Genomic DNA, 25,338 nt, shown 5'->3' with positions numbered 1-25,338 from the left:
CATGGAGACCGATGGCAACCGGGCGTGGAGTCAGGTGGATCAGCAGGACGTGCGTCCGTACATGGTCACGGGGGGGCGGACCCGACCACGTCACACGATGCGGCTCGTCTCCCTGCTCGCGCCCGGTTCCTCTCCCCCCGCTGACCCGCTCCCTCCCGAAGCCGAGCAGGCCGTGGCCCTGTGCCGTGACGAACCACGGTCCGTGGCCGAGCTCGCCGGGCACCTCGGACTGCCGGTACAGGTCACAAAGGTGATTTTATCGGACCTTCTCGACGCCGATGTGCTCTCGATCCAGATCTCCGAAACCTCACCAAGCCGCGACGTGAATGCTCTGGAGGCGCTCCTTGTCGGGCTACGCAAGAAGTTCCCCGATGCGGCCTGACGGCGGGCCGGTGGAACCGGCTCCTCTCCTGCTCAAGATCGTCGTAGCGGGGGGGTTCGGAGCGGGGAAGACCACACTGGTCAGTGCGGTCAGCGAGATCGAGCCACTGACCACGGAGGAGTACCTGACCTCCGCCAGCGCCAGCGTGGACTCCCTCAACGGGGTCGAGGCCAAGACGACCACCACGGTCGCGATCGACTTCGGCCGCTGCACCTTCACCGAGCCACAACCCATGCGGTTGCTCCTCTTCGGCACGCCGGGACAGGAGCGGTTCTGGTTCACGTGGGACGACCTGTCCAGCGGCGCCATCGGCGCGATCGTCCTCGCCGACACCCGTCGCCTACAGGACTGCTTCCCCGCGGTGGGCTACTTCGAGCAGCTCGGCCTGCCCTTCGTGGTCGCGGTCAACGAGTTCGACGACGCCCCCCACCGCTACAGCCCCGACGAGATCCGGCAGGCCCTCGACCTGCCGGAGCAGGTTCCCGTCCGGCTGTGTGACGCCCGTAGAACACCGTCCGCGATCAACGTCCTGATCACGCTGGTCCAGCACGCCCTCACCCGTGCCCGGTCCTCACTCGCCTCTCCTGGAGTCCGCCCATGAAGTACGACAGCAACTCCGGTTTGTACGTCCAAGCGGAGGACACCGCCCTCGAACAGCGCAAGAAGCTGCTCGAGGAACTCGGCCTCGGCGATCCCGACGAGGAGTTCGACCAGTTCGCGGCCGAACTCGCCCGCGCCGCCGGCACCCCCTACGCGATGGTCAACTTCATCGTGGAGGAGCAGCACTTCGCTGGCCTGCACGCGCCTCCCGGCGCCGACGTCGGGCGCACCATGCCCCGCACGCACGGCTTCTGCCCCGACGTCTTAGACCGGCGCAAGCCCCTGGTGCTGCCGGACGTGATGATGAACCCCCGGTTCGCCGGCAACCCCGTCGTGGACCAACTCGGGGTCCGCACCTACGCCGGCGCCCCGCTCATCCACGGTCCCACGGACACCCTCCTCGGCACCGTGTGCGTGATAGGGCCGACCCAGCGCCCGTGGTCCACCGGGCAGCCCACACTGGCCCTGATCAAGAAATACCGCGACACCCTCATGGAGATCATCAACCAGCGCACCACTTACCCGACGCCCTGACAGGCGTCTCAGGGAGAGGATCAGGATGTCCGACGCGTTACTGACGGAGGCCCACAAGGCCTTGCGCGACCAGGTGCGCGCCTTCGCTGAAACAGAGATCGCTCCCCGCGTGGCGGCGATGGAGGATTCCCCCACCTCCTTCGACCACGAGCTCGCCGCGCTCATCGCCCGACAGGGCTGGATCGCCGCCACCGTCGACTCCGCGTACGGCGGCATGAGCGCCGGGCACCTCGCGAAGACCATCATCATCGAGGAACTCTCGCGGGTGAGCGGGGCCATGGGGGCCATGGTGCAGGCCTCCCAACTCGGCGTTGCGAAAATCGTCCACTACGGCACCGAGGAACAGAAACGCACCTGGCTTCCGCAGGTCGCTGACGGCACGTGCCTCCCCACCATCGCGGTGACCGAGCCCGAAAGCGGAAGTCACGTCCTGGGCATGCAGTCAACCGCTCACCGCTCCGGGAACGACTACATACTCAACGGCCGGAAGGCCTTCGTCGGCAACTCCCACATCGGCCACCTGCACGGCGTCGTCGTCCGCACCGGCCCCGGTTCACGAGGTCTCACCGCCTTCCTCGTCGAGTCCGACCGGCCGGGGGTCCAACTCGAGCCCTACCAGCCCACCATGGGACTGCGCGGGTTCTCCTTCGGCGACATCACCTTCACCAACTGCCGTGTCCCGGCCTCCAACATGATCGGCGACATAGGCGACGGCCTCAGCGTCGCCTACTCCTCCAGCGTGCTGTACGGCCGGCTCAACCTGGCCGCCGTCGCACTCGGACTGCACCAGGCCGTCCTCGAGCAGACGGTCGGCTTCGCCTCCACCCGCCGTCGCTACGGCAAACCGCTCTCCCTCCTGTCCCCCGTGGGCCACAAGATCGGTGAGATGCACGCCCGATTGATGACCGCCCGCCTGACCACCTACCACGCATCCCAACTGTTGGACGCCGGCCAGCCCTGCGACCCCCACCTGTTGAACGCCAAGTACCTGAACTACGAGTCGGCCCGGACGTCGGCCGGCGCGGCCATGGAGATCCACGCCGCGGCGGGCCTGCGCACGAACCTCCCCGTCGAGCGCCTCAACCGCGACGTCCAGCACATCTGGGCCCCGGCGGGAACCGGCGACGTCCAACTCCACCGCCTCGCCGAGTTCGCCCTCGGAACGTCCCCGGGGCAGCAGTGGTCCCAGCGGCTGGCGGACAAACTGGCCCCCGCCGACGGACCGTGGTCCCCGCACCGGACCCCTGTCCTCGCCCACTACCAACGATGTTGAGTCCCACGGCTGCCGGACGGGCGGGGCGGGCGGTGCCCCGCCAAGGGGTTGCCCCGAGCTGCGAGAACCAGCTCTTCCCCACCCGGCTCAGCGACCTCGGGCCCGCCGGACGCGCCGGCGGGCCCGAGGTCACGTCACGGCCACCGGCCCGTGGCCCCGCGCCTCACCTGACGAGGCGATAGGCGTCGATGATGGACTGGGAGACGGAGTTGCCCTGCTGGTCCGTGAGGTCCGCACGCAGCGAGACGCTCCCGCCGTCGTTCGGGTGCTCCAGTTCGACGTGGAGCTTGCCGTCGTCCTCGCCGACCGGAACGGCCCGCCAGGTGCCACCGCCGTCGTAGGAGACCTCGACGCTCAGCGACCGCGTCCCCACGCTCCGCGCCGCGCCGTCAACGGTCACCGGCACCCGTAGCGTCTCCCCGGCCTCGGCCGTGCCCGTCAGCGACAGCTCCGGCGAGAACCGCACGCTGGACAGCGGCAGCGACGTCCTGGTGTCGGTGTGCTCGGAGGAGAACGTCCAGGTGGCCTCGGAGCGGGTGGTCAGCTCCGACACGGCGGTGTCGCGGGATGCGCTGACGTCCAGTCGGTACCCCGCCAACTCCTCGGGTGCGCCGCTGAGCGTGCCGCAGGGCACCTCGTCGAGCTCGAGCACGGTGCGGTCGTCGATGGTGAGCTCGGCCCTGGCCGACGTCACCACGGACTCCCCGAGGCGGCCCTGACCGTCACCGAACATCGACGGGCAGAGGTCGATCGAGTTCTTCTCGCGGTAGGCCACGGGGGAGTCGGCGTGCAGGCCGACGGCCGGCCCGTAGACCCCTGGGTTGGCCCGGGCCCGGTAGCCCTGCCCGGCCTGGTAGCTGTGCAGCGGCCCGTCGTACTGGGCCACCTCCGTGTCTCCGTTGGCGTCGAGCTGTCGGACGTGGAAGCCCCACTCCACACCCGGCGGGGTGGTGACGTAGTGCCGCCCGGAGCCGGGGAGCCGGTCCACCAGTGCCGGCCCGCCAGTACCCTGCTGGTGGCCGTCCGACCACCAGGCACTGACCCTCCCGGACTTGCCGGGGGCAGCCACCGCGGAGGTCACGTCGATCCGGGCCAGTTCGTCCATGGTGACCTGGTGCTCGAAGCCGTCGAAGAAACGTCCCTCGCGGCTGTGGACGAAGCTGTAGCCGGTGCCACCACCCTCGTTCGACGCGGCGACGTACGCCTTGAACTCACCGTCCGGGACCTCGGGGCCCGCGTGACCGATCCGCAGCCAGGACAGGTCGGGGATGCCGAACATGCCCCTCTGCAAGGTCGCGCGCTCCCCGGTGACTCGGAAGCTGACGTACCGGGGAGCGATCGCCACCTGTGGATCGGGCGCCGTGACCCGGATGTGCTTCGCCCGGCGGATGTCGAAGGTCGTCGTGGTGTCCCGGTCCACGGTCAGCTTCGGCCAGATCATCATGACCGGGTCCACCAGGGTGGACACACTGACGGTGTACGTGCCCCTGGGCAGCCGGACGGTGCGGGACTCCCCGAGGTCCGCCCTCACCTCGGTGTACTCCTCCTCGTCGAGGTTCCACAGCTCGGCGAAGAAGTCACTGGTGGGCTTCCCGTCGTCACCGGTCACGTCCAGCGTCACGTCGTACGACTCGGCCTCGCGGGTCACCGCGAGCGCGGTGCGGACCGCCTGGTCGTCGGCCGTGGCCACCAGCGCACCGCTGTGGCGGCCGTCCGCCGCGGCGACCCTGGTGTCCGCGGTCACCTCAACGCCGGCGGTGCCTCCGGCCGGAACGGTGAGCCGCTGCGTGGACAGGGTGATCATGCCGTCCGCACTCGGCTGGCCGTCGGGCCCCGCGACCCCCACCGACAGCGACAGGGTGACGGAGGCGCTGCCGTGGTTGCGGTAGGTGACGGTCCGGGCCACCGGCTCGTCGTCCTGGTGCGGCCACCGCTGGACGCCGAAGTCCAACGCGGGGGACTCACTGACCACTGTCGCGTTCACCGCACGGCCCACCGCGGTCCGCCCGGTGCCCTGCTGGTCCGCGGTCAGGCCAGCGGTCGGCTCGGCCGAGCTCGTCAGTGCCCGCTTGAGCTGCTGCCCGGTCCAGTCGGGGTGCTGCTGGGCCAGCAGTGCCGCGGCACCCGCGACGTGTGGTGTGGCCATGGAGGTGCCGGACGCCGCCTGGTAGCCCTCCGGGGCGGAGTCTTCCTGCCCCTGCGGCACCTGGGTGGACCTGGCCGCGACGATGCCCACCCCGGGCGCGGTGAGGTCCGGCTTGAGCGTCGCGGCGGCGGTGGGCCCGACGCCGGAGAACGGGGCCAGCCGGTCCTCGCGGTCCACCGCCCCCACGGTCAGTGCCTGTTCGGCACTGCCCGGCGAGTCCACCCCCCGCGTGCCGTCGTTGCCCGCGGCGATGACGAACAGCACCCCGTGGTCGCGGGAGAGACGATCGACCGCCTCCTCCAGCGGATCGGTGCCCGGGCGGTCCGGCGAGCCGAGGCTGAGGTTCACGACCTTCGCGCCCTGCTCGACGGCCCACCCCATCCCGGCGATGACCGCGGAGTCGGCACCCCAGCCGTCGTCGGCCAGTACCTTGGCATCCAGGATGCGGGCACCTGGTGCCACGCCCCGGTACTGGCCGGACGACCGCGCACCGGAACCCGCCACCGTGGACGCCACATGGGTGCCGTGTCCGTTCCGGTCCACGGTGTCCGGGGACTCGGAGAAGTTCTTCTCGGCGACCTCCACCCCGGCGAGGTCCGGGTGGCCCTGGTCCACTCCGGTGTCCAACACCGCGACCTTGACCCCCTCCCCGGTGAACCCGGCGTCCCAGGCCGTGGGCGCCCCGATCTGCGGCACGCTGCGGTCGAGGCTCGCCCGGCGGACCCCGTCCAGCCACACCGCCGCGACACCGCTGGTGAGTTCCTCCGCATGGGCCCCCGAGCGCCGGGTGAGGGCGTCCCACGCCGCGGGCGTGGCCTTGGGCACGGTGACCGCGTCGCCGTGGACCACCGGCAGCGCACGCCGTACCTCCACCCCGGCGTCGCGGAGCGTGGACCTCACCTGGTCGGCGCGCTGCCCGCGGTAGGTCACGATCAACGGCAGCGTCTTGCGGGCGTCGTCGCCGTACCCCGCCTCCAGCAGCCCGGTCACGTCGAAGAGCCGCCGGTCGAGCACGCCCCGCGCCAGTAGGCGCCGGGCGTCGGACGGCACCGCGTAGGTGTGGCCGTCCAGCTCCTGGATGTCCACCAGCGCTTTCTCCCGGCCGGGACGCGCCGTCACCTCGATCACCTGTCCCCGGGCGTCAACCGTCACCCGGTCACCGGTGAGCAGGGTCACGGTGCGGGCCCCCGGACCCTCCGCTGCCCCACCCGCCCGCCAGGACACCCCCTGACCGGGCTCGGCCCCCGGCCCGTTCCGCGCCGACGGCGCCCCGTGGGCACCGCCCGCCACCGCCACCGCCAGCACGCTCGTCAGGGCCACCGCCGTGGCCCGGGCTCTTCCCCACGTGCGCAACTCGGACACCTCCCGTGTGAAGGGGCACCGCTCGGTCGCGGTGACCGCTCCCTCCTCCCTGTCCGCAACCCGGTCGGGGTTCCCGGGAAGGTCCGTTGGACGTGGCGGTGCCCCCGCCGCCCTCCGGGGAGGTCCACGGCGGGGGCACCGGGCCGGCGGGAGACTATCCGGCGGCGAGGGCCTCGGTCGGGGGCAGGCGGGAGGCACGGACGGCCGGGTAGAAACCGGCCAGGCCACCGATGACCAGGGTGGCTGCCACGCCGCCCACCGTCGCCCACAGCGGTACCAGCGTCGGCCAGCCCTGGTAGCCGGCGTAGCCCGCGGTCACCGCGATGCCCAGGACGACGCCGCCGAGGCCGCCGAGGGCGGACAGCAGCAACGACTCGCACAGGAACTGGGTCCGGATCTGCCCGTGGGTGGCGCCCAGCGAGCGGCGCAGACCGATCTCCGCACGGCGCTCCAGCACCGAGATGACCATGGTGTTGGCCACCCCCACGCCGCCGACCAGCAGCGCCACCGCGCCCAGGCCGAGCAGCAGGCCGGAGAGCGCGTCGTCGGTGGCCTGCTTGGCGGCCAGCGCGTCGGAGGGGCGGGAGACCTGCACCTCGTTGGGGTGCTCCGGGTTGACGGTGGCCCCCAGGACCCCCTGCAGGTCGCCCACGGCGGACTCCTCGGCGCGGGTGTAGACGGTGGTCGCGTACCCGTCGAAGCCGAGCTCCTGCCGCGCCACCGGCCAGCCGACCAGAGCGGCCGAATCCAGCTCGGGGACCAGTTCGTTGGGGGCGAGGACGCCGACCACGGTGAACCAGCGGTCGCCCAGCCACACCCGGGTCCCGGGGTCCGCCCGGTGGACGCCGAGGTGCGCGGCGGCCCTGGCGCCCAGGACCACGCAGGGGTACCTCGCGTTGGCGGCGTCGAGCCACCGACCGTCCACGACCTGCGCCCCCACCGTCCGGGGCAGGTCGGTGCGGGCGGCGTAGACGCCGATGCCACCGGTCTGCTCCTCGGGGACGTGGTCGTTGCGGTAGACCTCGGCGCTCACCCTGCCGACCGCCGAGACGGACTCCACCGCGTCGGCGGCGGCGACCATGCCGACGGCCTCGTCGGGCAGGTGGGCCTGGTCCCCGCCGAAGGACTGTCCGGGTCCTGCGGTGAGCAGGTTGGTGCCCAGCGCGTCCAACTTCCGATCCAGTTCCTCCTGGCTGGAGGTGGAGATGCCGACCACGCCGATCATCGCGGCGATGCCGATCGCGATGCCCAAGGCGGAGAGGAACACCCGCACGGGCCGGGAACGCAACCCGGAGCCACCGACGCGGATGACGTCCACGGCGCTCAGCCGTGCCGGCCTGGGGCGGGCCACCCGCTGCCGGGACGGTGCCGCGGTGCTCACCCGCCCACCGCCCCACCCACGGGGACACCGGAGTCGCGTTCGACGCGACCGTCCCTGATCCGCACTTCCCGGGGCAGCGACGCGGCGATGTCCCGGTCGTGGGTGATCACCACGACGGTGGTGCCGGCGCGGTGCAGTTCGTGGAGCAGGTCCATCACCGCCGCGCCGGAGCGCGAGTCCAACGCCCCGGTCGGCTCGTCGGCCAGCAGCAGCGGCGGGTCGCCCAACACCGCCCGGGCGATGGCCACACGCTGCTTCTCACCCCCGGAGAGCTGGTGCGGCGCGTTGTGGAGACGGTGGCCCAGCCCCATCCGGCGCAACGCGCGCTCGGCGAGCCGGCGGCGTTCGCCCCGGGGCCGTCCGCCGTACAGCAGGCCGTCCGCCACCGCGTCGATCGCCGGCACCCCGGGGGCCAGGTGGAACGACTGGAAGACGAAACCGATGGTGGACGCGCGCAGCGCGGACAACTCACGGTCCGACAGCTCCTGCACGGCGTGGCCGTCGATGCGCACGGTCCCGCAGGACGGCCGGGAGAGGGTGCCCATGAGGTTGAGCAGGGTGGACTTGCCCGAACCCGAAGGACCCACCACGGCGAGGAGTTCACCGCGCCGGACGACCAGATCGACGCCCGCGAGCGCGGTCACGCCGCCGTAGGTCTTGGAGACACCGGAGAGCTCGACGACGGGCGGGGTCATCCGGGCACTCCCACGTCCAGGCCCTCGGTGACACCGGCGCCGGAAACCTCGACCCTGCCGTCGGCGAACATGCCGAGCCGCACCGGTCGGTACTCCACGCCGCCGTCGGTGACGACCTGCACGGCGTAGCCGCCGCCCTGCCGGGCGACCAGCGCGTTGACCGGCACCGCGAGCACGTCCCGCCGGGTCTCGGCGGCGAGGGTCACGTCCACCGGGGCGGCCTGGTAGCGGCCGAGCTGCTCCTGGTCCCGCACGGTGAGTTCGACCGGCAGGGTGGCGCCGTCGGAGCCGCCGTCCTCCTGTGCCGGCCTGGCCGTGGCGGCGTTGCCGACGTCGGCCACCACCGCGTTGACCCTGGTGCCGTCGGGCAGCGCCACGGTGGCCTCGGTGCCCTCGTCCACCAGGTCCTCGTACCGGACATCGAGGTCCACGCTGACCAGGCGCGTGGTACCGGTCCAGGTGAGGACGTCCCCGCTGGGCACGGTGGCGATCGACGCCTTGACCTCGGCGACCCGCCTGGCACCGGGGGCCACCACCGCGTCCCCGGGCGCCACCGTTCCGGTCTCCTCCCGGCCCAGGTCCTCCTGCCAGGCCCGCACCGCCTCGGCGGTGCCGGAGGTGTACTCCCGGTCCACGGTGAACCCGGTGTGGCCGAGCGCGGCGAGATTCCGCTCCAGCACCTGGACGTCCCCGCCCTCGGCGCCGACGTCGAGCGTGCGGTACAGCGGCGTGGAGCCGTACAGCAGGGGAACCCTCCGCTCGTCCACGCTGTACACGGGGTCCCCGCGCCTGATCACCTGGCCCTCCCCGGGCAGTTGGGTGAGGACGCCACTGCCGTCCCCGGCCGTGGCCCGTCCCGCGGGCGCGCCGCCCTGCCCGCCGTCCTCCGCCGGGGTGCCAGAACCGGGGGCCCGCACCGCGGTGGCCTCCCCGTAGCCGAGGGTGCCGTCCACCGTCTCGGTGCGGGTCAGTGTGGCCTTCTCCACCTTGGCCGTCCTCGCCGGCCCGGACGGGGCGGCAGCGGCGGAACCCCCGCCGTCGCTGCCCAGCGCGCCGGTCGCCGCGAGGCCGCTGGCCGCCGCGACCACGACCACGGCCAGCGCCACCAGGGAGGTGCGCACCGGGCGGCGGCGACGCGGCGCGGACCCGTCGCCGCCCTCGTGGCCGGCGACCGCGGGGTCCGCTGGCCGGCCGACCCCTTGGGCCGGAGGGGGGTCCGCCGGCGTCCGCACACCACTGTTCTCCTGCGACTGCGTCACTTCGGCCCGCCGCCCCGGATCATGACGCCGCCGCCGGGCCACGCGGACTGACATGCCTGCATGGCCTCCTGGAACGCGGAGTCGTCCCGGCCGATGCCCGCCTTGCCGAGATCGATCTCCATCGCTCCGCCGTTGATCTGCGGGTCCGGGAACGCCGGCACCCCGTGGTCACGGATGCACTGGGCCCACTCGGCCACCTTCGCCGAGTCCAGCGGGCCGCTGTTCTGGGACTGTGCCTGGGGCGACAGGTCCTGGCACGCCTCCTGGGCCTCGGCGAACTCGGGAGACCCGGGATCGACGCCCGTCTCCGGAGTGATCTTGAGTGCGCCGCCGTCGCTCGGGTCCGGGAACTTGGGCACCCCGTTCTCCCTCATGCACTGGGCGTAGGCCAGCGCACGGTCCCGCGGGTCAGTGGGTGTGGTCCCGCCGCCGGCGTCCTCGCCGGACGAGGCGCTACCGGAGTCCTTGCCGGACGAGGAGGCGTCGTCGGAGCAGCCGGCGAGCAGCGCCCCGCTCAGGAGCAGTGGGACGATCACCCAGGTTCGTACGTGTTTGCGGGTACGTGTCATGCGTCAAGGAGTACCGACCCGCGGGTTACACCGCGGGAACAGATCCTGTGATCCCCGTGTAACCCCGGCTGCTGCATGCTGGCCCCATGCGCGTACTGATCGTCGAAGACCACCGGGAACTCGCGGAGACCGTGGCCACCGGGCTGCGGCAGGACGGCATGGCCGTCGATCTCGCCCTCGACGGCCGGGAGGCCCTCGACATGGCGACGGTCCATGACTACGACGTCATCGTGCTCGACCGCGACCTGCCCGTCGTCCACGGCGACGAGGTGTGCCGGGCCCTGGTCAACGACGGTGGCCGCGCCCGGCTGCTGATGCTCACCGCCTCCACCACCCTGGAGGACCGCGTGGAGGGCCTCGGCCTGGGCGCCGACGACTACCTCGCCAAACCGTTCGCCTTCGCCGAGCTGATCGCCCGGGTCAGGGCCCTCGCCCGACGGTCCCAGCCCGCGGTGCCGCCGGTGCTGACCCATCGTGACCTCACCCTGGACTCCACCCAGCGGGTCGCCACCCGTGCCGGTCGCCGCCTCAACCTCACCCCCAAGGAACTCGCCGTCCTGGAACTGCTGCTGGCCGCCCGCGGTGGGGTCGTCTCCGCCGAGCAACTCCTGGAACGCGCCTGGGACCAGGCGGCCGACCCCTTCACCAACACCGTGAAGGTCACCGTCAGCCGCCTCCGCCGCAAGCTGGGCGAACCGCCCGTCATCGAAACGGTGCCCCATGCCGGCTACCGCATCTGACCGCCCCGCCGTGGCCCGCGGGCCACGCCGCCTGCGCTGGTCCGCCCGGCTTCGCCTGACCATCCTGTACGGCGGCCTCTTCCTGCTCTCCGGCGCGGCGCTGCTGACCATCACCTACCTGCTGGTCGCCACCCGCGGCGAGCCGAAGATCGTCGTCAAGGCGATCGTGCCGGGCAACGAACTGCGAGCAGCCGAACCCGACCTGCTGCAACAAGCCAAGAACGCGCAGGACCAGTACGACGAGTCCATGCGCCAGCTCCTCACCCAGTCGGCCACCGCTCTCGCCCTGATGTCCGCCACCTCCGTGGCCACGGGCTGGCTGGTCGCCGGACGCGTCCTGCGGCCGGTGCGCACCATGGCGGACCGGGCCCGCAGCATCTCCGACCGCAACCTCCACGAACGCCTCGACGTCACCGGGCCCAACGACGAGTTCAAAGAACTCGGTGACACCTTCGACGAGCTCCTCGGCCGCCTCGACGCCGCCTTCGACGCCCAACGCCGCTTCGCCGCCAACGCCTCCCACGAGCTGCGGACCCCGCTCACCCTGCAACGCGCGATGATCGAGGTGGCCCTGGCCAACCCGACCGCCAGCACGGAGTCCCTGCGCGCCGTCTGCGAACGGGTCCTGGCCGCCGGGGAACACCAGGAACACCTCATCGACGGACTGCTCACGCTCACCCGCAGCCACCGCGGTCTCGAGCGCCGCGAGCCGACCGACCTCGCCCCCGTCGTCCGCGCAACCCTGCACGACCGGCACACCGGCCCCGTCCGCGTCGAACACGACCTGGCGCCCGCCTGGACCGTCGGAGACCCCCGCCTCGTCGAGCGACTGGTCAGCAACCTCCTCGACAACGCCCTGCGGCACAACGCGCCTGACGGCTGGGTCCGTGTCACCACCCGCGTCGCGGACGGCGGGGCCCTCCTGCGCGTGGCCAACAGCGGCCCCCACATCCCCCACGACCGCATCGACGCACTCTTCCAGCCCTTCCAGCGCAGCGATTCCCGTACCGGCAGCCCCGACGGCCACGGCCTCGGCCTGTCCATCGTGGCCGCCGTCGCCACCGCACACGACGCCGACGTCACCGCCCTGCCGGGCCCGGAGGGCGGCCTGGACATCACCGTGGCCTTCCCGGCCGCCGCCCCGCACGCGGTGTAGCAATCCACGCACACAACGACACGAACGGCGCTAGCCTCGTCGCAGACTCGGGGGACGACGTCCGACACGGGAGTCTTGACGATGCCCAATGCCTACGGCGAGCCCAATGCCTACGGCGACTGGCTGAAGACCCAGCGCCAGGCGGCCGGTCTCACCCAGGAACAACTGGCCGAAGCCGCGATCATGACGCGCACCCACATCGCCCACCTCGAGGCCGGCCGCCGCATCCCCTCCAAGGAGGACGCCCGGCGTCTGGACCAGGCGCTGGGTACGGGCGACGTGCTGAGCAACTTCCTCCCCCAGCGGGACGACACCGTCGCCGACTACTTCGAGCCGGCACGGCACCTGGAACAGCAGGCCACGGAGATCCGCGAGTTCGCGTTGACGTTCGTGCCGGGCATCCTCCAGACGGAGGCGTACGCACGGTTCGTCATCGGGGCGGCCTATCCCGCACTGGGCGAGGAGGAGCGTGACCGGCACGTCGCCACACGACTGGGGCGCGGGAAGATCCTCGCCGACCCCATGACACCGGACATGTGGGTGCTACTGGACGAGGCGTCGCTCCGGCGCGCGGTCGGTGGCCCTGATGTCATGGCCGAACAGATCTCACACATCGTCCGCCTGGCGGAGAGCGGGCGCATCAGAGCCCATGTCCTGCCCTTCAGCGTCGGCTACCACCAACTGATGGCTGGCGCGTTGACCCTCATGTGGTTCGAGGACCAACCGCCGGTCGCCTACAGCGAGGGCCTAACCATCGGCAAGGTCCACGACTCCCCGGCCGTGGTCCGCCGCCTCCAGGGCCGGTACGCTCTCGGGCTGAGCGAGGCCCTGCCCACGAAGGAATCACTGGCACTACTGCGGGCGACCGCAAGGGAGTACGGACGCCATGAGTGACCTCGTAGTTCCGGACGCTTCCGCGCTCAACGGCTGGCGCAAGTCGTCGCGGAGCAACGACGAGGGCGGTAGCTGCCTCGAAGTCCTCGACGACCACCCCGCCGGCGTCCCCGTACGCGACTCCAAGGACCCACACGGCCCCGCGCTCGTCTTCTCCGTCGCGGCCTGGTCATCCTTCGTCGCGGCCGTCAGGGCCGGTGAACTCCGCCCCTGACGGCACCTGCCGCCCCCGTGCGACTCCACCCGCCCGAGCGCACCGCCCCCTGGAGGCCCGGTGACGGCTTCCCCCGATCTCCTACGATCATCATGTGGACTGGGGCACCCTCATAGGAACCGCGCTCGGTGCCTCCGTCGGCATCAGCGCGACCATGCTGGCGGAACGCTCCCGCTGGAAGCGGGAGACCTCGGCTCGCGAACGAGCCGAGAAGCGCCAGCTCTACGGCGAGTACCTCGCCGCCCTGTCCCGCACCCGCAACGAGCTGCGCGCGCTGGCCCGCTCCCATACGACCCCGGCTGACGAACGAGGCCGTGAGGCCGGGAGGGCCTTCCGTTCCGGCGGCGCCTACGAACTCCGCCACCAGATGGTCCTCATCGCGCCGGAGCCCGTCAGCGCCCTGTCCGTCCGCACCCTGCACACGCTGCGGGACCTGGTTGACCGGCTCGAAGCCGGAGACGTGCACACCGACGGCACCTGGGTCCACACCCACGAGGCGTTCATCGCGCTCCTCGACGAACTACGCGTCGCCATGCGCAACGACCTCGGAGTGGGAGAGTAGGCCCCGCCCGCGGCGACGGAACTCCCGTGCGTGGGTCAGGGCGTGACGACCGGCTTCCACTCCCGGACGCTGGCAACCTCCACCCCGGGCGTGCGGTAGTAGGGGTCGGCCTCGAGGATGGCGTCCAGCTCCGGGCGATCAACGGTGAAGACCAGGAGGGCGCCGGACTCGTCAGCCCAGGGGCCGGCGGCCAGGAGGTGGCCCTCCTGGTGGAGACGGTTCAGATGCGCGCGGTGTGCGGGGCGGGCGGCGAGGCGTTCGGGGGCGCCGGTGAAGGCGAGTTCGACGATCAGCATGTGGCGACCGTACGGTCGGGGCCGTGACGGGATCTGTATCGGCCGATACACGCGCCCTGAGGGCTGTGCCACTGCTCGCGGGGCTGGCGGAGGAGGCGCTGCGTGCCGTCCGGGACGGTTCCGTGGGCCGCCGTCACGAGGCGGGGCACGTACTGCGCGCCGTCGGTGACCCGGCGACGCACCTGTTGCTCCTGCTGGACGGCCGGGTGTCGGCCAGCGCGACGACGCCCGCAGGTCGTGTCGTCCGCTTCGGGGAGTGGTCCGCTCCCTGCGCGCTGGACAAGGTCGCCGTGATCGACGGCGGTGGCCACACCGCCACGCTCACCGTCGAGGCGCCCGCCCAGGTCCTGAGCCTGCCGCGGCAGCGCTTCCTGGCGCTGGTCGAGGACGTGGCCCCGGTGCGGCGGCACGTCCTGCGCGTCCTCGCCGACCACGCCCGCACCCAGCAGGAACGGTGGGCGGCCACCACCACGCTCCCCACCGAGGCCCGCCTCGCGGCCTGGCTGTTGCGCCGGGCGGCGACCGGCACCAGCCGCATCCCGCTGCCGGGCGGCCAGCAGCACCTGGCCGACCTCCTCGGCGTCACCCGAGTCACGGTCAACCGGGCCCTCGCCCGGCTGAGCCAGGACGGCCTGATCACCGTCCAGCGCGGCACCGTCCACGTCCTCGCCCCCGAACTGCTCGAACTCCGCGCCGGCGGGTGACTTCCCAGGCACCGAACAGATTCTTACTACCAGTGGTAGGATTGGCGACATGGCCGGTAGCAGGAAGTACTCGATCAGCCTCCCCGAGGACCTCGCAGAAAGCGTGCGAGCTCATGTCGGCCCCGGTGGCTTCTCGGCTTATGTGGCCGAAGCCCTGGAGCAGCGGGTGGCCATGGACAAGCTGCGCGAAATCGTCGCCGACTTCGAGACCGACAACAACCCGCTCTCCCGGGACGAGGTCGAAGCGGCCCGCGCACTGCTGCGGCATGACCACCGCAGCACGGGCGGTGCCGCAGCCTGATGCCGGGGACGCTTCTGCTGGACAGCGAGGGCCTCTCCAAGCTGTACCTCAAGGACCGTGCCGTGATGATCCTCGTGCAAGCGGCCCTGGAAGAGGGCACCCGGGTGGCCACGACCGCGATGACCACCCTTGAGGCGGACTACGAGCGTGTCCACCCCGCCCGCATCCGGTGGGTCCTCTCCCGGATCGATATCCATGACGTCACGAAGAGCGTGGCAGACGAGGCAGCAGCCCTGCTGCGCAACCACCACCTCCGCGGCCACAAGTACGCGATCGACGCTGTCCTCGCCGCCGTCGCACGAACCGCACACGGCCCCGTCACCGTCCTCACCTCCGACCCCGAGGACATCGGCTTGCTCTGCGGAGACACGATCGAAGTCACCACGGTGTGACCAACAGCGGGGAACTCCCAACACAGCGTCGCCGAGCGCCTCCGTGCCACGGCGGGGCGGGAGCCACGGGCAAACCGCCGATGGCTACGCCCGGCTCAGGAGTTCGGCCCGCCAGTCGGCGAACTCCGCGCGTACGGCATCGATCCTGGGCTGATCCACCCCGTAGACGAGGAACTGCCTGTCGCTGAACCGACCCACCCCGGCGAGCATGTCAGCCAGCACCGAGCGGTCGAATCCGGCGTCGCGCGCGGCCGCGAGCTCGACCAGCCGCTGCCGGGTGTAGCCGGCCCGCAGGAGCGCGTGGACGTCGAGGAAGTCCCGGGCCTCCGCGCGGGAGAACAACGCCTGGACCTTGCCCGCTGCCACGTCGTCCCGGTGCAGCACCGGCCCCCACCGCGATGGCACCGGAGGGTGCTGGAGGAACTCGGCCACCAGCTCCACCTTGGTGTCCCGCCCACTGACCGGGTCGGTCACCACCAGCCGCACGTACGCCTCGACCCGCTGGACGACCTCGACCCCGTATCCGTGATCGCGCAGGACCGTCACGAGCCGCTCGGTGGCCGCCGGCATCTCGTCGCGGCGCTCGATGGGCATGAACAGGTCCACGTCGTCACTCGACCGCTCGAGGACGCCGTGTGCCCGGACCGCATACCCCCCGGCCAGGGCGAACCCGAAGTCGTCGCTCAGCGTCTCCAGGCCGAGACGGATCAACCGCAGGTGCAGGTCGTCCACTACGCGGCTGCCGAGGGCGGGACCACGAGCTCAGGGAACCGCCGTTCCCACAGCGCCCGCACCGGAGACGGGAGGACGAGCCGGCTCCACAGTCGCCGCACCGTGCCACCCTCGAGGTACGCCCGGAGGTCCTCCCGCGACCGGGCCTCTCGGATCACCCGTTCGTACATCACGGCGAGGTCCGCGGCGTCCCCCAGGTCGTAGCCGTACGCCGGTCCCCAGTCCAGGTGCCTGGGCAACCACACCACGCCCTCCGTCGGCCCGTTCAGCTCGGCCAGGGACTCCGGCAGCACATACGGCCGCGACTCCGCGTACCTGCTCATGTGCCCAGGATGCCCCATCCCGAAGGGGCGGGCGAGCCGCTCCGGGACACGGGAACCGGCTACGGCCCCGCACACGCGCGAGGGCGTTCCCGCCTGCCTCGTGACCTTCCCCCGCCGGACCAGTTGACGTCGAAAAGGCCAGGTCAGGGACTACCTGGCCTGGCCTTCTACCGAGCTACCCATGGGAATCGAACACTTGACCTACGCGTTACGAGGGGGTGCAAGACCGGGACGGGGGGAACGGCCCTGCCCTGTGGGCAGTTCTGTCGACTGCCCACAGCAGTACTTGGGCATGAACCAAACCGTGGATGGATCGTTAGTGGACTGGGCGATGCAAGTAGCAGAAGCGGAGCTGAGTGCTGTGCTTCCTCGGCGGTGGGCGCACTCACGAGGGGTCGCGCGTCGAGCGGCCAATCTTGGACAAATCCTCAGGGAGGACACTGGTCTGCTGCTAGCTGCCGCAACGCTTCACGATGTGGGCTACGCGCCGCGCCTAGCGGCGACGGGATTTCATCCGCTCGACGGTGCCCGGTTCCTCCGTGACGAGCATGGTGCCGACGAGCGGCTGGTGCGGTTGGTGGCGAACCACTCGTTCGCGTCGTTGGAGGCCGAGGAGCGCAGGCTGCGCGAGGAGTTGGAGGCGGAGTTCCCGTTGTTGGAGGAGCCGCTCCTGGTGGACGCGCTGGTCTACTGCGACATGACGACAACGCCCTTCGGGGAACCAACGACGGCCCAGGAGCGAGTGGCGGAGATCGTGGGCCGCTACGGGGCCGACAGCATCGTCGGGCGGTTCATCCGTCGGGCGGCGCCGGAGATCTTCGCCGCGGTGGGGAGGGTGGAGGCGGCGCTGGCGGCTCAGCCGAGGTAGGGGTAGGTGCCGGCGAGGTAGTCGCCGATCTGCTGGCGCATGCTGGGGTGGATGTCGTACTGGTCGAGGTCGGCGGGCTGGACGAAGCGGACACCGTTGGCCTCATCGTTGACGGTGGGCTCGCCGCCGATCGGGCGGCCGATGTAGGTGTTCTCGTACTGCTGGCGGATCTCGCCGTCGGTGTAGGCGACGATGTGGTGGGGGTTGGTGTAGACCCCGAGGAAGCCGGTGATCTCGGCGACAATGCCGGTCTCCTCCAGGCATTCGCGCACCGCGCACTGTGCCGCTGTCTCTCCGATGTCCTGGGCACCGCCAGGCAGGGCCCACTGACCGGTGTCGCGACGGCGCTGAAGCAGGATCGCGCCCTCGTCGTCGACAACGAGCAGATTGCTGGCGGGGATGAGGGTGTTCGCCTTCGGGGCGGTGGGATCGTTGTAGTACTCAGTCCTGCCCATGTGCGGCGGTGCCCTCCTCGTCGGGGGTCCAGGGCCGTGCGCCGGCCCAGATTGTTTCGAAGCTCTGAGCGTAGCTGTCAAACCACCCTGTGGCGTCAGCCCTCTTGAGATGAAGAACCGGGTTGGCGCTGGCTGGCTGTCCCCACACGTGCGGATTGACCAGCAGGTCATCGTCGTAGCGGAACAACGAGGCATACAGCGTGGTGTCGTGCAGTCGCACGTCGCAGCCCGGCTCGGGAAGTAGGGGGCGGTAGTAGGTGAGGGAGGCGCGGATCTTGGCGGCGAGGGTGTCGCCGATGCCCTCCTCGCGGCCCCGGACGACGACCGCCTGACCACTCGGGTCGCCGAAGCACAGCCGCACCCGCACGCCGGCAGTCGCGCGCTCGGAAAGCATCTTGGCGACGCGGGGATTGGACTGGACGAAGAAGGTCCCGGAGAAGACGAGTACGCCGATCTCCTCCCGCGCCTCTGCCAGGAGTTGGAGCCATATGTCTCGGGGGACACTGGCCCGGTTCTGGTAGGTGCCTACGAGTTCGGTGCCCAAGCCTGCGTCAGGTCGGCTGCCCTGGGGGCGTGGGATGGGCCAGAGGAACGTCTCCTCTACGCACAGGTGTTGGGCGGCACGGAAGCGGTGGCGCCGGTGCGGCACGCGCCCGCCGAGCCAGCGGCTGACGGTCTTGGGGTCCACCTCGCAGGCCTCGGCGAGCGACTCTGGTGAGACGCCACGCTGGGCGAGTACGGAGTGCAGTCGCTCGTTCACGGATGTCATGGAAGTTGAGGCGGCCGTGATCCGGCAAGGACGATTTGGGACGTCTTCAGGAGCCGAGGCTTTGACCGATCCCTACTCTGGCGGCATGGAGCTCATCGTCCTGTGGGACATCGATCACACGCTCATCGAGAACTCGGGGGTGAGCAAGGAGATCTACGCCGCAGCGTTCTCAGCCTTGGCGGGAGACCCACCCACCGGGCCTGCGCGGACAGAGGGGCGAACGGATCGCCTGATCATGCGGGAATTATTCGTGCGCCATGGCCTGTCCGAGCCGGACTGGGCCGTCGTTGAGGCCGCCCTTGCCCTTGCCGGTGAAGAGCGCCTTAAGATTCCCGGTGAGCGCGGAACCGTGCTGCCGAGAGTGAGCGAGGCGCTCAAGGCGGCGTCGGAGCATGACGGCTGGATATCCTCGGTTCTGACGGGCAACATCGCGGCCAACGCACGCTTGAAGCTGTCGGCCTTTCACCTTGCTCCCTTGCTGGACTTGCCTGTCGGGGCCTACGGGGCTGATGCGGAGCAGCGCCCTGATCTGGTCAGTGTCGCCCGGAAGCGGGCTCAACGCCTCCGCGGAGTGCGGGTTGACGTACACGTGGTGCTGGTGGGAGACACACCCCGGGACGTCGAGGCCGCTCTTGCCACGGACTCCGGAATCGTGGCAGTTGCCTCAGGGGTTCACAGCCCAGAAGAACTGGCTGCTGCCGGCGCCGATGTAGTCCTACCAGATCTGTCGGATACGGCGCAGCTACTGCGGATTCTGGAGCGCTTCGCGGCACGCTGAAAGGTCCCAGGACGTCTTTGAAGGCGTCCGTGTGCGGGGTGATGCGGTCCCCGTCTACTCAGCCACCATCAGGTTTCCAACCAGAGAAATGGCCAAGGGGGCTCATTCGTGATCGGGCAAGACACCTCTGTACGCAAGATCCGGATGTTGTGCGTAGAGCTGCCACACTGCTGCAAAGTCGGGTACTGGAACTGATCCCACGGCACACGGCTCCGGCATGCTGTGGACCAGAGCGCCGTGGCTGCCCTTTCCAAATGATCTCGGGGGTCGCCTCGTGTTCTGGAACATGAGCGTGGGTGGCACCCGGGCGCCGATGTACGCCTGCGGGCCGTGCATCCGGATACTTCAGGACCAGGTCTGGCAGTGCATCCTTCTCAGCGATGGGTCGGCCAGGTCCGCGCAAGTCGAAGTTGCACCTGAAGCAGAGCCGTCGGGCGGCCACCGCGGAGGTGGGCACCGAGCGCGCGGCGGATTCCTGCGCCGGCACTGAGCGCTGGCTGCGCTACGGCACCCGGCCCTCGACATCGTTCCCTGCCACGCCCCCTCGCGCCCACGGGCACGTCCCCACCCGCATCACGAGCACCTCCGCACGCCGCAAACGTCCCGCCGGAACCGGCGGGAGACCGGTAGGGGAAGGAGCACGAAGTGGAAGACAAGAAGCCCTCCGTCGAGGCAGGCCTCCTGGTCGCCGTGGAAGTCCTCACGAGCGTCCATGACCGGCACGACAGCAACGCCTCCGACCCTGGGCAGGGCTCGTCCGGTGACGGCCCCTGGCCTGGCGGAGACGGGCTGAACCACGCGGCGTAGCCGCCAGTTCTCTGGCGGAGGGGCAGCGTACCGGCCCCTCCGCCTCCCAGGTCCCGTGTCTGACGCAAGGAGGGAGAAGCGAATCGTGGAGCACCGTTTGGTCCGCGCTGTCGAAGAGGCACTTGGGTGGGACGGCGCCGCCCTGCTCGGGAGGGAGTTCGCCCGCGGAAGCGTCAGCGACCGCGAAGTCCTGGAGAGGCTGCTCACGCCTTCGCGGATGCTGGACATGGTCATGCGCCGGAGCTTGGCCAACCCGCAGTTCCGGCTCTTCAAGGGTGGTAAGGAGCTGCACCCCGACGCCTATCTGAACCGGCAAGTCACGCCGCGGGGGCAGGCGATACCGATAGCGGACATGCGCCGTGTGGGCAGCCTGCTGCGCGAGGGAGCGACGCTGGTCCTGGACCAGTCGAACGTCTTCGATCCCACGATGGAAGTGGCGTGCCGGGCCATGCAGTGGTGGTCCCGGGAGCACGTGCAGGCGAACGTCTACCTGACCACGAATGACGCGTCCGGCTTCGACTTGCACTGGGACGACCACGACGTCCTCATCGTGCAGCTCGCCGGCGAGAAACAATGGGAGGTACGCGGTGCCTCCCGTCCCGTACCGATGTTCCGAGACGCTGAGCGGAACAACACCCCCAGCGAAGAGATCGTGTGGATCGGCACCATGAGGGCCGGAGACGTGATGCATATCCCCCGTGGCTACTGGCATGCGGCCACCCGCGTGGGCCACGGCCGCGGTCACAGCACCCACGTGACGTTCGGCTTCGCGAAGCGCACCGCCGTGAGCTGGCTCACCTGGCTCGCCGACTGGTCCCGGCAGGACGAGGTGTTCCGCCACGACCTCGATCGCTGGGGCAGCCCCGAGGAACAGCAGGCCCAGCGGCTATCGCTGACCGCCGCGGCCTCCCAGCTCATCGACGCCCGCGACCCGGCACAGTTCCTTCGGCTCCGTGAGCAGGAAGCTCCTCCTGGACGCCACGTCCCGTTCCTCGACATCTTCGGCCCGCTTGAAGCCGTGGCGTGCGTCAGCGAGTTCCCGCCCTTGATCACGCAGGACGGAGAGGCAGTCGTCGTGGTGGCTGCGGGCAAGAAGCTCACCTTCGTGGCCAAGGCTCTGCCGGGGCTCCGCTTGCTCCTGAGCGGCCACCCCGTGCGGCTGGATGAGGCTGCTCGACTGGTGGGCGCCGAGGTGGAGGCACTGGCGAAGATCCTGGTGGAGGAGGAGCTGTGCGCGGGTCTGACCCCCGAATTGTTCTCGGGTTACACCGGTCTCGCTACGAGCGCCGGATCCTGACCAGCGCCCTGGAACTCGGTGTCGACGCGATCGACACCAGCTTCAACTACCACAGCTTCTCCGCTCACACCGCCTTGGCGGGCGCTGGACGCGACATCCTCCCCCGCTTCAAGCTCTCCACCAAGGTCGGCTTCTTCCCGGCCGTTGGCCGGGTCGAGCACTCTCTCGATCCCGATCGTCTCCGGGAAGCCGTGGAGCAGAGCAATCGCGACTTGGGGCGCGCCCCGGATCTGGTGTTCCTCCACAATCCGGAGCGGTCGCTGACCGGCTCCTCGGAAGCCGCCCGGGACAGGCTCGGTACGGCATGCGCTGCCGTGGAGAAGGCGGCGGCCAAGGGACTGTGCGGAGGCTGGGGCATTTCCTCATGGGACCCCCGCCCATTGCCCGGTCTCGTGGATGCCACCCTGCCCAGACCCGATGCTGTCATGGTCCGTGCGGGACTCCTCGCCGGAATCGATGTCCTGAAAGCCTCCGAAGCGTTGGCGGCCCGCTGGGACCTCGTCCCGGACCAGCTCTGGGGCATGAGCCCTTTCGGGGGCAGTACTGCGCAGTCGCTGTGGGACGAGTTGGACCCACGGGTGTTCATCCAGGAACCACACGACGGCCTATCGGCCGTGCAGGCCACATTCCGTGTGGCCTACTGGCTGCCGAGGGTGGGAAGGATCGCCGTCGGTACGGACACCCCCTCGCACCTCGGGGAACTCGTCGACGCCCTGCGATACGAAGCCGATGCAGACAATCTCAGTACCTACCGTCGCCTTCTCCGTGAACAGCGAGATCGTCAGTCGCTCTGAAGATCCTCCGCGACTTCCTCGGCCATGACGCGTGCGGGTTCAAGGCGAGGGTCCTCGGGATGGGCGTCCGGGGCCAGGATCTTCGCGCAGACGAACAAGGTCATCAGCTTGCCGTCCCGGCTCTCCAGATCGCGGCGCCGCTCGTGGCGGACTCGCTCTGCCAGGGCCGGGACGGCGAGGGAACTGCCCCACAGCGACGCGGCATCCAGCCCTTGAGGGGCCACGCCCCAGTCCTCCCAGTCGAACAGGCAGAACTCCGGCCCGGTCATGTTCGCCCAATTGAGATCCGCGTGTGCCGGCAGCCACTGTTCCACCGTCGTGTCGACACCGTTGCGGAGAAAGCGGTGGATCGCCTCGGCGACACCGCTCTGCGTGATCATCACAGTGTCCGGGGTGGCGACGCGGCTCGTATGCTGCTCGGCCAGGGCATCCAGCGACGCATTGAACGCCTGCCACCACTGGTCCGACAGCACGGGTTCGGTAGCCAGGACACTGCTGCCGATCGGCGCTCCGGGCAGGAGATCCGTCTCGTCGGCCCGCCACATCACAGTGTCCCCAGGCTGTCTCCAAGCGGCGCCTCGGTGCCACTGCGGCCTGGCCACTCCCTCTAGGAGGGCAGCGCATTCGGTGCCGTTCCAGCCCTGGCCACCGATCTTGTCGAAGCGGCGCCGCTCAACCCGTACCCACGTACCACGGTCTGTACGCGCCCCCAGCGACCGCCGCTTCCGCACCAGCGTCCCTCTGTCCAACTGCGTTTGAAGGGCACGCTCGACCTCGTCCAGCACACGGTCAACGGGTTCAATCCGCAGATCCACTGGGGCTCTGGTGGACAGGGAAGACGACACTGGACCTCCTTGGCAACGGAGCGAAACTAGCAAGGAATCGGGCCGGCGGGCGCCGGGATGCCTTGGTGACGGTGTCGCTCACGCATCGCCCACGCAAGCCCTTCCACAGCGTCGTGGCAGTGTGGCGCCTCATGCCCCGAGCAACACAAAACCCCAGGTCAGCGGATCCCTGACCTGGGGTTTCTCTGAGCCGCCTAAGGGAATCGAACCCTTGACCTACGCATTACGAGTGCGTCGCTCTGGCCGACTGAGCTAAGGCGGCGGGGTGCTGGACTCCCGTGCGCGTACCACGAGGGTGCCAGCGACACCGGGGAGAGTCTACACAGTTTCGGGGGGTGCCCCGAACGGGCCGGCGTCCCCTTGCCGGGCATGGGTGCGGGCTCCGTGGCGGGGCGCCGTCGCCGTCAGGTGCAGCGCTTGTCGGTGGCGGGGACGCGGCCGTTGAGGAGGTAGTCGTTGACGACGGAGTCCACGCAGGCGCTCCCGCGGCCGTAGGCGGTGTGGCCGTCGCCCTCGTAGGTCAGCAGGGTCGCGGAGTCGAGTTGGCCGGCGAGGGACTGGGCCCAGGTGTAGGGGGTGGCCGGGTCCCGGGTGGTGCCGACGACGAGGATGGGGTCGGCGCCCTTGGCCTCGATGCGGTGCGGGGTGCCCTGGGGCTTGACCGGCCAGCTTCCGCAAATCAGGGAGGCCCAGGCCATGCTGGTGCCGAAGCGGGGCGAGGTGTCGGTGAACGAGGGCAGGGCGCGCTTGACGTCGTCGGGGGTTCGGGCCGCCGGGGGCAGGTCCAGGCAGTTGACGGCGGCGTTGGCGTACATGATGTTGCTGTAGACGCCGCCCTCGCGCTCGTAGTAGACGTCCGACATCCGCAGCAGCCGGGTGCCGTCGCCCTTCTTGGCGGCGGCCAGGGCCTGGCGCAGCACGGGCCAGTAGCCCTCGTCGTACATGGCGAGCAGCACGCCGGTGGTGGCCAGGGGCTCGTCGAGGGTGCGGGAGCCGTCCTGGGTGGGCAGCGGCTTGCGGTCCAGGTCCTTGAAGAACTCGTCGAGGTTCCGGCCCGCGGCGTTGACCGACGAGGTGCCCAGCGGGCAGTCCTCGCGCTTGACGCAGTCGCTGGCGAAGGCGGTGAACGCGGTCTCGAAGCCGCCGGCCTGGGCGCGGGAGGACTCCAGTGCGCTGATCGACGGGTCCATGGCCCCGTCCAGGACCAGCCGGCCCACGCGGTCGGGGAACAGCCCCGCGTAGGTGGCGCCGAGCATCGTGCCGTAGGACAGGCCGTCGTAGTGCAGCTTGTCGTCGCCGACGAGGGCCCTGAGCACGTCCATGTCCCGGGCCGCCTCGATGGTCCCCATGTGCGGCAGGAGCTTGCCGGAGTTCTGGGCGCAGCCCCGGGCGAACGCCTTGTTGGCGTCCACCAGCTTGTCGATCTCGCCCTGGTCGTCGGGTGTGATGTCCACCCTGGTGAACGCGTCCATCCGGAGGTCGGACAGGCAGGTCACCGGTTGGCTGCGTTTCACCCCCCGGGGGTCGAACGCCACCATGTCGTAGCGGGCCCTGACCGGCGCCGGGTAGCCCAACGCGGCCTGCTGCTGGAGGTAGTCGATGGCCGACCCTCCGGGGCCGCCCGGGTTGACCAGCAGGGAACCGATGCGGTCGGCGGTGCTCTCGGCGCGTTTGCGGGCGACGGCGAGCTTGACGTCGTCCCCGCGGCGGGGGTTGTCGTAGTCCAGCGGCACCCGCATGGTGGTGCACTCGAACCCGGAGGCCCCGCAGGCCCGCCAGTTCAGCTCCTGCTGGTAGTAGGGGCGTAGCTCCGGGTCGGTCGTGGAGGGCAACGGGGCCAGCGTGGCGGACGTCCCGGGCTTCGGTGACCGGGGGGACTTGGCGGAGTCGGGCAGGCCGCTGGCGCTCGGGGAGCCGGCGTCCCGGGCGGGGCTGGCCGCCTCTTCCGCGGAGGTGAGCGAGCAGGCGGACAGCACCACGATCGCTGCCGAGGTCCAGGTCGCGAGGGAGCGGAGCGCGTGGACGGTGGGCATGGGATCGTGCTCCTCACGTTCGGCGTCATGACGGAGGGTAGTCGCAGCCGGGGCGCTCGCCGGGGACCTCGCGTTCGCCGCGCCGTCCGGGTCCGCCGGGCGGGGCCGCGGCAGCGCCGGTGTTCGGGTCTGCCACCTGGGGACGGGACGGGGGACGAAGGCGGGGACGGGGACGGG

At 70.6% G+C, this 25,338-nt stretch carries 29 protein-coding genes and 1 tRNA gene; 17 read left to right on the top strand and 13 right to left on the bottom strand.

All coding sequences use genetic code 11. The features are described from left to right. The first annotated feature begins 1 nt into the window (after window position 1). Genes A3IG_RS0124345 through A3IG_RS0124330 form a run of 4 tightly spaced genes read left to right on the top strand, consistent with a single transcriptional unit; the run spans window position 2 to window position 2,789 of the window. Complete coding sequence (locus A3IG_RS0124345) at window positions 2-382, top strand: DUF742 domain-containing protein (protein WP_018386209.1); 381 nt, start codon at window positions 2-4, stop codon at window positions 380-382. Continuing rightward, on the top strand, window positions 372-983 hold the full coding sequence (locus A3IG_RS0124340) for a GTP-binding protein (RefSeq protein ID WP_018386208.1): 612 nt from the start codon (window positions 372-374) through the stop codon (window positions 981-983). Before A3IG_RS0124345 ends, A3IG_RS0124340 begins: the two co-directional genes overlap by 11 nt. Then, entirely contained in the window at window positions 980-1,516 is a 537-nt protein-coding gene (locus A3IG_RS0124335; RefSeq protein ID WP_018386207.1) for a GAF domain-containing protein, read from the top strand. The genes A3IG_RS0124340 and A3IG_RS0124335 overlap by 4 nt, the downstream gene beginning before the upstream one ends. Window positions 1,517-1,541: 25 nt before the next feature. Further along, window positions 1,542-2,789: an acyl-CoA dehydrogenase family protein gene (locus A3IG_RS0124330; protein ID WP_018386206.1), complete on the top strand. Its 1,248-nt coding sequence runs from the start codon at window positions 1,542-1,544 to the stop codon at window positions 2,787-2,789. 163 nt (window positions 2,790-2,952) lie between these two features. Here the strand turns inward: A3IG_RS0124330 and A3IG_RS0124325 are convergent, their stop codons facing one another. The 5 genes from A3IG_RS0124325 to A3IG_RS0124305 all read right to left on the bottom strand — a co-directional run bounded on the left by A3IG_RS0124325 (window position 2,953) and on the right by A3IG_RS0124305 (window position 10,201). After that, window positions 2,953-6,297, bottom strand: a complete 3,345-nt coding sequence (locus tag A3IG_RS0124325; protein ID WP_211219470.1) for a S8 family serine peptidase — start codon at window positions 6,295-6,297, stop codon at window positions 2,953-2,955. 154 nt (window positions 6,298-6,451) lie between these two features. Next, window positions 6,452-7,678, bottom strand: coding sequence for an ABC transporter permease (locus A3IG_RS0124320; RefSeq protein ID WP_018386204.1), 1,227 nt, complete (start codon window positions 7,676-7,678; stop codon window positions 6,452-6,454). Next, window positions 7,675-8,373 carry an ABC transporter ATP-binding protein gene (locus A3IG_RS0124315; RefSeq protein WP_018386203.1) on the bottom strand — a complete coding sequence of 233 codons (699 nt, stop codon included), beginning with the start codon at window positions 8,371-8,373 and terminating at the stop codon, window positions 7,675-7,677. The genes A3IG_RS0124320 and A3IG_RS0124315 overlap by 4 nt, the downstream gene beginning before the upstream one ends. Beyond that, window positions 8,370-9,605, bottom strand: coding sequence for a peptidoglycan-binding protein (locus A3IG_RS0124310; RefSeq protein ID WP_018386202.1), 1,236 nt, complete (start codon window positions 9,603-9,605; stop codon window positions 8,370-8,372). The genes A3IG_RS0124315 and A3IG_RS0124310 overlap by 4 nt, the downstream gene beginning before the upstream one ends. 23 nt (window positions 9,606-9,628) lie before the next feature. Continuing rightward, entirely contained in the window at window positions 9,629-10,201 is a 573-nt protein-coding gene (locus A3IG_RS0124305; protein ID WP_026220614.1) for a hypothetical protein, read from the bottom strand. Window positions 10,202-10,287: 86 nt separating this feature from the next. Here A3IG_RS0124305 and A3IG_RS0124300 point away from each other — a divergent pair, with 86 nt between their 5' ends. The 5 genes from A3IG_RS0124300 (at window position 10,288) to A3IG_RS0124280 (ending at window position 13,767) form a co-directional block, all read left to right on the top strand. Next, window positions 10,288-10,941 carry a response regulator transcription factor gene (locus tag A3IG_RS0124300; RefSeq protein WP_018386200.1) on the top strand — a complete coding sequence of 218 codons (654 nt, stop codon included), beginning with the start codon at window positions 10,288-10,290 and terminating at the stop codon, window positions 10,939-10,941. After that, window positions 10,922-12,097, top strand: coding sequence for a HAMP domain-containing sensor histidine kinase (locus tag A3IG_RS0124295; protein WP_040912229.1), 1,176 nt, complete (start codon window positions 10,922-10,924; stop codon window positions 12,095-12,097). The genes A3IG_RS0124300 and A3IG_RS0124295 overlap by 20 nt, the downstream gene beginning before the upstream one ends. A gap of 81 nt (window positions 12,098-12,178) precedes the next feature. Then, complete coding sequence (locus A3IG_RS0124290) at window positions 12,179-12,991, top strand: helix-turn-helix domain-containing protein (protein ID WP_018386198.1); 813 nt, start codon at window positions 12,179-12,181, stop codon at window positions 12,989-12,991. After that, complete coding sequence (locus A3IG_RS0124285) at window positions 12,984-13,205, top strand: DUF397 domain-containing protein (protein ID WP_018386197.1); 222 nt, start codon at window positions 12,984-12,986, stop codon at window positions 13,203-13,205. Before A3IG_RS0124290 ends, A3IG_RS0124285 begins: the two co-directional genes overlap by 8 nt. 94 nt (window positions 13,206-13,299) lie before the next feature. Further along, a complete protein-coding gene (locus A3IG_RS0124280) occupies window positions 13,300-13,767 on the top strand; it encodes a hypothetical protein (RefSeq protein WP_018386196.1) in 468 nt (155 codons plus the stop codon). Between the two features lie 35 nt (window positions 13,768-13,802). Here the strand turns inward: A3IG_RS0124280 and A3IG_RS0124275 are convergent, their stop codons facing one another. Next, window positions 13,803-14,063 (bottom strand): YciI family protein, encoded by a 261-nt coding sequence (locus A3IG_RS0124275; protein WP_018386195.1) that lies wholly within the window; start codon window positions 14,061-14,063, stop codon window positions 13,803-13,805. 23 nt (window positions 14,064-14,086) lie between these two features. Here A3IG_RS0124275 and A3IG_RS0124270 point away from each other — a divergent pair, with 23 nt between their 5' ends. Genes A3IG_RS0124270 through A3IG_RS0124260 form a run of 3 tightly spaced genes read left to right on the top strand, consistent with a single transcriptional unit; the run spans window position 14,087 to window position 15,460 of the window. Further along, a complete protein-coding gene (locus A3IG_RS0124270) occupies window positions 14,087-14,767 on the top strand; it encodes a Crp/Fnr family transcriptional regulator (RefSeq protein WP_244885055.1) in 681 nt (226 codons plus the stop codon). Between the two features lie 49 nt (window positions 14,768-14,816). After that, window positions 14,817-15,068, top strand: coding sequence for a hypothetical protein (locus tag A3IG_RS0124265; RefSeq protein WP_026220613.1), 252 nt, complete (start codon window positions 14,817-14,819; stop codon window positions 15,066-15,068). After that, complete coding sequence (locus A3IG_RS0124260) at window positions 15,068-15,460, top strand: PIN domain-containing protein (protein WP_018386192.1); 393 nt, start codon at window positions 15,068-15,070, stop codon at window positions 15,458-15,460. Before A3IG_RS0124265 ends, A3IG_RS0124260 begins: the two co-directional genes overlap by 1 nt. 84 nt (window positions 15,461-15,544) lie before the next feature. On the opposite strand, the gene A3IG_RS0124255 is transcribed toward A3IG_RS0124260, so the two are convergent. Both A3IG_RS0124255 and A3IG_RS31125 read right to left on the bottom strand, forming a co-directional pair. Next, window positions 15,545-16,192, bottom strand: coding sequence for a nucleotidyl transferase AbiEii/AbiGii toxin family protein (locus A3IG_RS0124255; RefSeq protein WP_018386191.1), 648 nt, complete (start codon window positions 16,190-16,192; stop codon window positions 15,545-15,547). Beyond that, window positions 16,192-16,515 (bottom strand): hypothetical protein, encoded by a 324-nt coding sequence (locus A3IG_RS31125; protein ID WP_040912227.1) that lies wholly within the window; start codon window positions 16,513-16,515, stop codon window positions 16,192-16,194. Before A3IG_RS31125 ends, A3IG_RS0124255 begins: the two co-directional genes overlap by 1 nt. A gap of 292 nt (window positions 16,516-16,807) precedes the next feature. Here A3IG_RS31125 and A3IG_RS0124245 point away from each other — a divergent pair, with 292 nt between their 5' ends. Further along, window positions 16,808-17,383: an HD domain-containing protein gene (locus A3IG_RS0124245; protein ID WP_040912241.1), complete on the top strand. Its 576-nt coding sequence runs from the start codon at window positions 16,808-16,810 to the stop codon at window positions 17,381-17,383. Here A3IG_RS0124245 and A3IG_RS0124240 read toward each other — a convergent pair. Both A3IG_RS0124240 and A3IG_RS0124235 read right to left on the bottom strand, forming a co-directional pair. Next, window positions 17,371-17,838 carry an NUDIX hydrolase gene (locus A3IG_RS0124240; protein WP_018386188.1) on the bottom strand — a complete coding sequence of 156 codons (468 nt, stop codon included), beginning with the start codon at window positions 17,836-17,838 and terminating at the stop codon, window positions 17,371-17,373. The two genes, A3IG_RS0124245 and A3IG_RS0124240, sit on opposite strands and share 13 nt — an antisense overlap. After that, entirely contained in the window at window positions 17,825-18,598 is a 774-nt protein-coding gene (locus tag A3IG_RS0124235) for a helix-turn-helix domain-containing protein (RefSeq protein WP_020557896.1), read from the bottom strand. The genes A3IG_RS0124240 and A3IG_RS0124235 overlap by 14 nt, the downstream gene beginning before the upstream one ends. Window positions 18,599-18,692: 94 nt before the next feature. Here A3IG_RS0124235 and A3IG_RS0124230 point away from each other — a divergent pair, with 94 nt between their 5' ends. The 4 genes from A3IG_RS0124230 (at window position 18,693) to A3IG_RS0124215 (ending at window position 22,283) form a co-directional block, all read left to right on the top strand. Continuing rightward, window positions 18,693-19,385, top strand: coding sequence for an HAD family hydrolase (locus A3IG_RS0124230; protein ID WP_018386186.1), 693 nt, complete (start codon window positions 18,693-18,695; stop codon window positions 19,383-19,385). A 645-nt stretch (window positions 19,386-20,030) separates the two neighbouring features. Beyond that, window positions 20,031-20,192: a hypothetical protein gene (locus A3IG_RS34665; protein WP_018386185.1), complete on the top strand. Its 162-nt coding sequence runs from the start codon at window positions 20,031-20,033 to the stop codon at window positions 20,190-20,192. An 85-nt stretch (window positions 20,193-20,277) separates the two neighbouring features. Beyond that, window positions 20,278-21,489: a JmjC domain-containing protein gene (locus A3IG_RS0124220; RefSeq protein WP_018386184.1), complete on the top strand. Its 1,212-nt coding sequence runs from the start codon at window positions 20,278-20,280 to the stop codon at window positions 21,487-21,489. Further along, window positions 21,423-22,283, top strand: a complete 861-nt coding sequence (locus tag A3IG_RS0124215; protein WP_018386183.1) for an aldo/keto reductase — start codon at window positions 21,423-21,425, stop codon at window positions 22,281-22,283. Before A3IG_RS0124220 ends, A3IG_RS0124215 begins: the two co-directional genes overlap by 67 nt. On the opposite strand, the gene A3IG_RS0124210 is transcribed toward A3IG_RS0124215, so the two are convergent. The 3 genes from A3IG_RS0124210 to A3IG_RS0124200 all read right to left on the bottom strand — a co-directional run bounded on the left by A3IG_RS0124210 (window position 22,271) and on the right by A3IG_RS0124200 (window position 25,161). After that, the gene (locus tag A3IG_RS0124210; protein ID WP_026220611.1) at window positions 22,271-23,128 is read right to left on the bottom strand and encodes a hypothetical protein; all 858 of its coding nucleotides are present in this window, start codon (window positions 23,126-23,128) and stop codon (window positions 22,271-22,273) included. The genes A3IG_RS0124215 and A3IG_RS0124210 overlap by 13 nt on opposite strands. A gap of 188 nt (window positions 23,129-23,316) precedes the next feature. Further along, a tRNA-Thr gene (locus tag A3IG_RS0124205) sits at window positions 23,317-23,390 on the bottom strand. Between the two features lie 142 nt (window positions 23,391-23,532). Then, on the bottom strand, window positions 23,533-25,161 hold the full coding sequence (locus A3IG_RS0124200) for an alpha/beta hydrolase (RefSeq protein ID WP_018386181.1): 1,629 nt from the start codon (window positions 25,159-25,161) through the stop codon (window positions 23,533-23,535). Window positions 25,162-25,338 lie beyond the last annotated feature (177 nt).

Source organism: Wenjunlia vitaminophila DSM 41686, from assembly GCF_000380165.1.
Lineage (GTDB): Bacteria > Actinomycetota > Actinomycetes > Streptomycetales > Streptomycetaceae > Wenjunlia > Wenjunlia vitaminophila.
This window is presented reverse-complemented; position numbering and strand designations above follow the sequence as displayed.

Bases quoted from the DNA above. Each gene is read 5' to 3' on its own strand.
- A3IG_RS0124295 (WP_040912229.1), top strand. From the start codon at position 10,922: ATGCCGGCTACCGCATCTGACCGCCCCGCCGTGGCCCGCGGGCCACGC.
- A3IG_RS0124300 (WP_018386200.1), top strand. From the start codon at position 10,288: ATGCGCGTACTGATCGTCGAAGACCACCGGGAACTCGCGGAGACCGTG.
- A3IG_RS0124290 (WP_018386198.1), top strand. From the start codon at position 12,179: ATGCCCAATGCCTACGGCGAGCCCAATGCCTACGGCGACTGGCTGAAG.
- A3IG_RS0124335 (WP_018386207.1), top strand. From the start codon at position 980: ATGAAGTACGACAGCAACTCCGGTTTGTACGTCCAAGCGGAGGACACC.
- A3IG_RS0124260 (WP_018386192.1), top strand. From the start codon at position 15,068: ATGCCGGGGACGCTTCTGCTGGACAGCGAGGGCCTCTCCAAGCTGTAC.
- A3IG_RS0124200 (WP_018386181.1), bottom strand. From the start codon at position 25,161: ATGCCCACCGTCCACGCGCTCCGCTCCCTCGCGACCTGGACCTCGGCA.
- A3IG_RS0124315 (WP_018386203.1), bottom strand. From the start codon at position 8,373: ATGACCCCGCCCGTCGTCGAGCTCTCCGGTGTCTCCAAGACCTACGGC.
- A3IG_RS31125 (WP_040912227.1), bottom strand. From the start codon at position 16,515: ATGAGCAGGTACGCGGAGTCGCGGCCGTATGTGCTGCCGGAGTCCCTG.
- A3IG_RS0124345 (WP_018386209.1), top strand. From the start codon at position 2: ATGGAGACCGATGGCAACCGGGCGTGGAGTCAGGTGGATCAGCAGGAC.
- A3IG_RS0124265 (WP_026220613.1), top strand. From the start codon at position 14,817: ATGGCCGGTAGCAGGAAGTACTCGATCAGCCTCCCCGAGGACCTCGCA.
- A3IG_RS0124285 (WP_018386197.1), top strand. From the start codon at position 12,984: ATGAGTGACCTCGTAGTTCCGGACGCTTCCGCGCTCAACGGCTGGCGC.
- A3IG_RS0124230 (WP_018386186.1), top strand. From the start codon at position 18,693: ATGGAGCTCATCGTCCTGTGGGACATCGATCACACGCTCATCGAGAAC.
- A3IG_RS0124340 (WP_018386208.1), top strand. From the start codon at position 372: ATGCGGCCTGACGGCGGGCCGGTGGAACCGGCTCCTCTCCTGCTCAAG.
- A3IG_RS0124240 (WP_018386188.1), bottom strand. From the start codon at position 17,838: ATGGGCAGGACTGAGTACTACAACGATCCCACCGCCCCGAAGGCGAAC.
- A3IG_RS0124330 (WP_018386206.1), top strand. From the start codon at position 1,542: ATGTCCGACGCGTTACTGACGGAGGCCCACAAGGCCTTGCGCGACCAG.
- A3IG_RS0124275 (WP_018386195.1), bottom strand. From the start codon at position 14,063: ATGCTGATCGTCGAACTCGCCTTCACCGGCGCCCCCGAACGCCTCGCC.
- A3IG_RS0124245 (WP_040912241.1), top strand. From the start codon at position 16,808: ATGAACCAAACCGTGGATGGATCGTTAGTGGACTGGGCGATGCAAGTA.
- A3IG_RS0124305 (WP_026220614.1), bottom strand. From the start codon at position 10,201: ATGACACGTACCCGCAAACACGTACGAACCTGGGTGATCGTCCCACTG.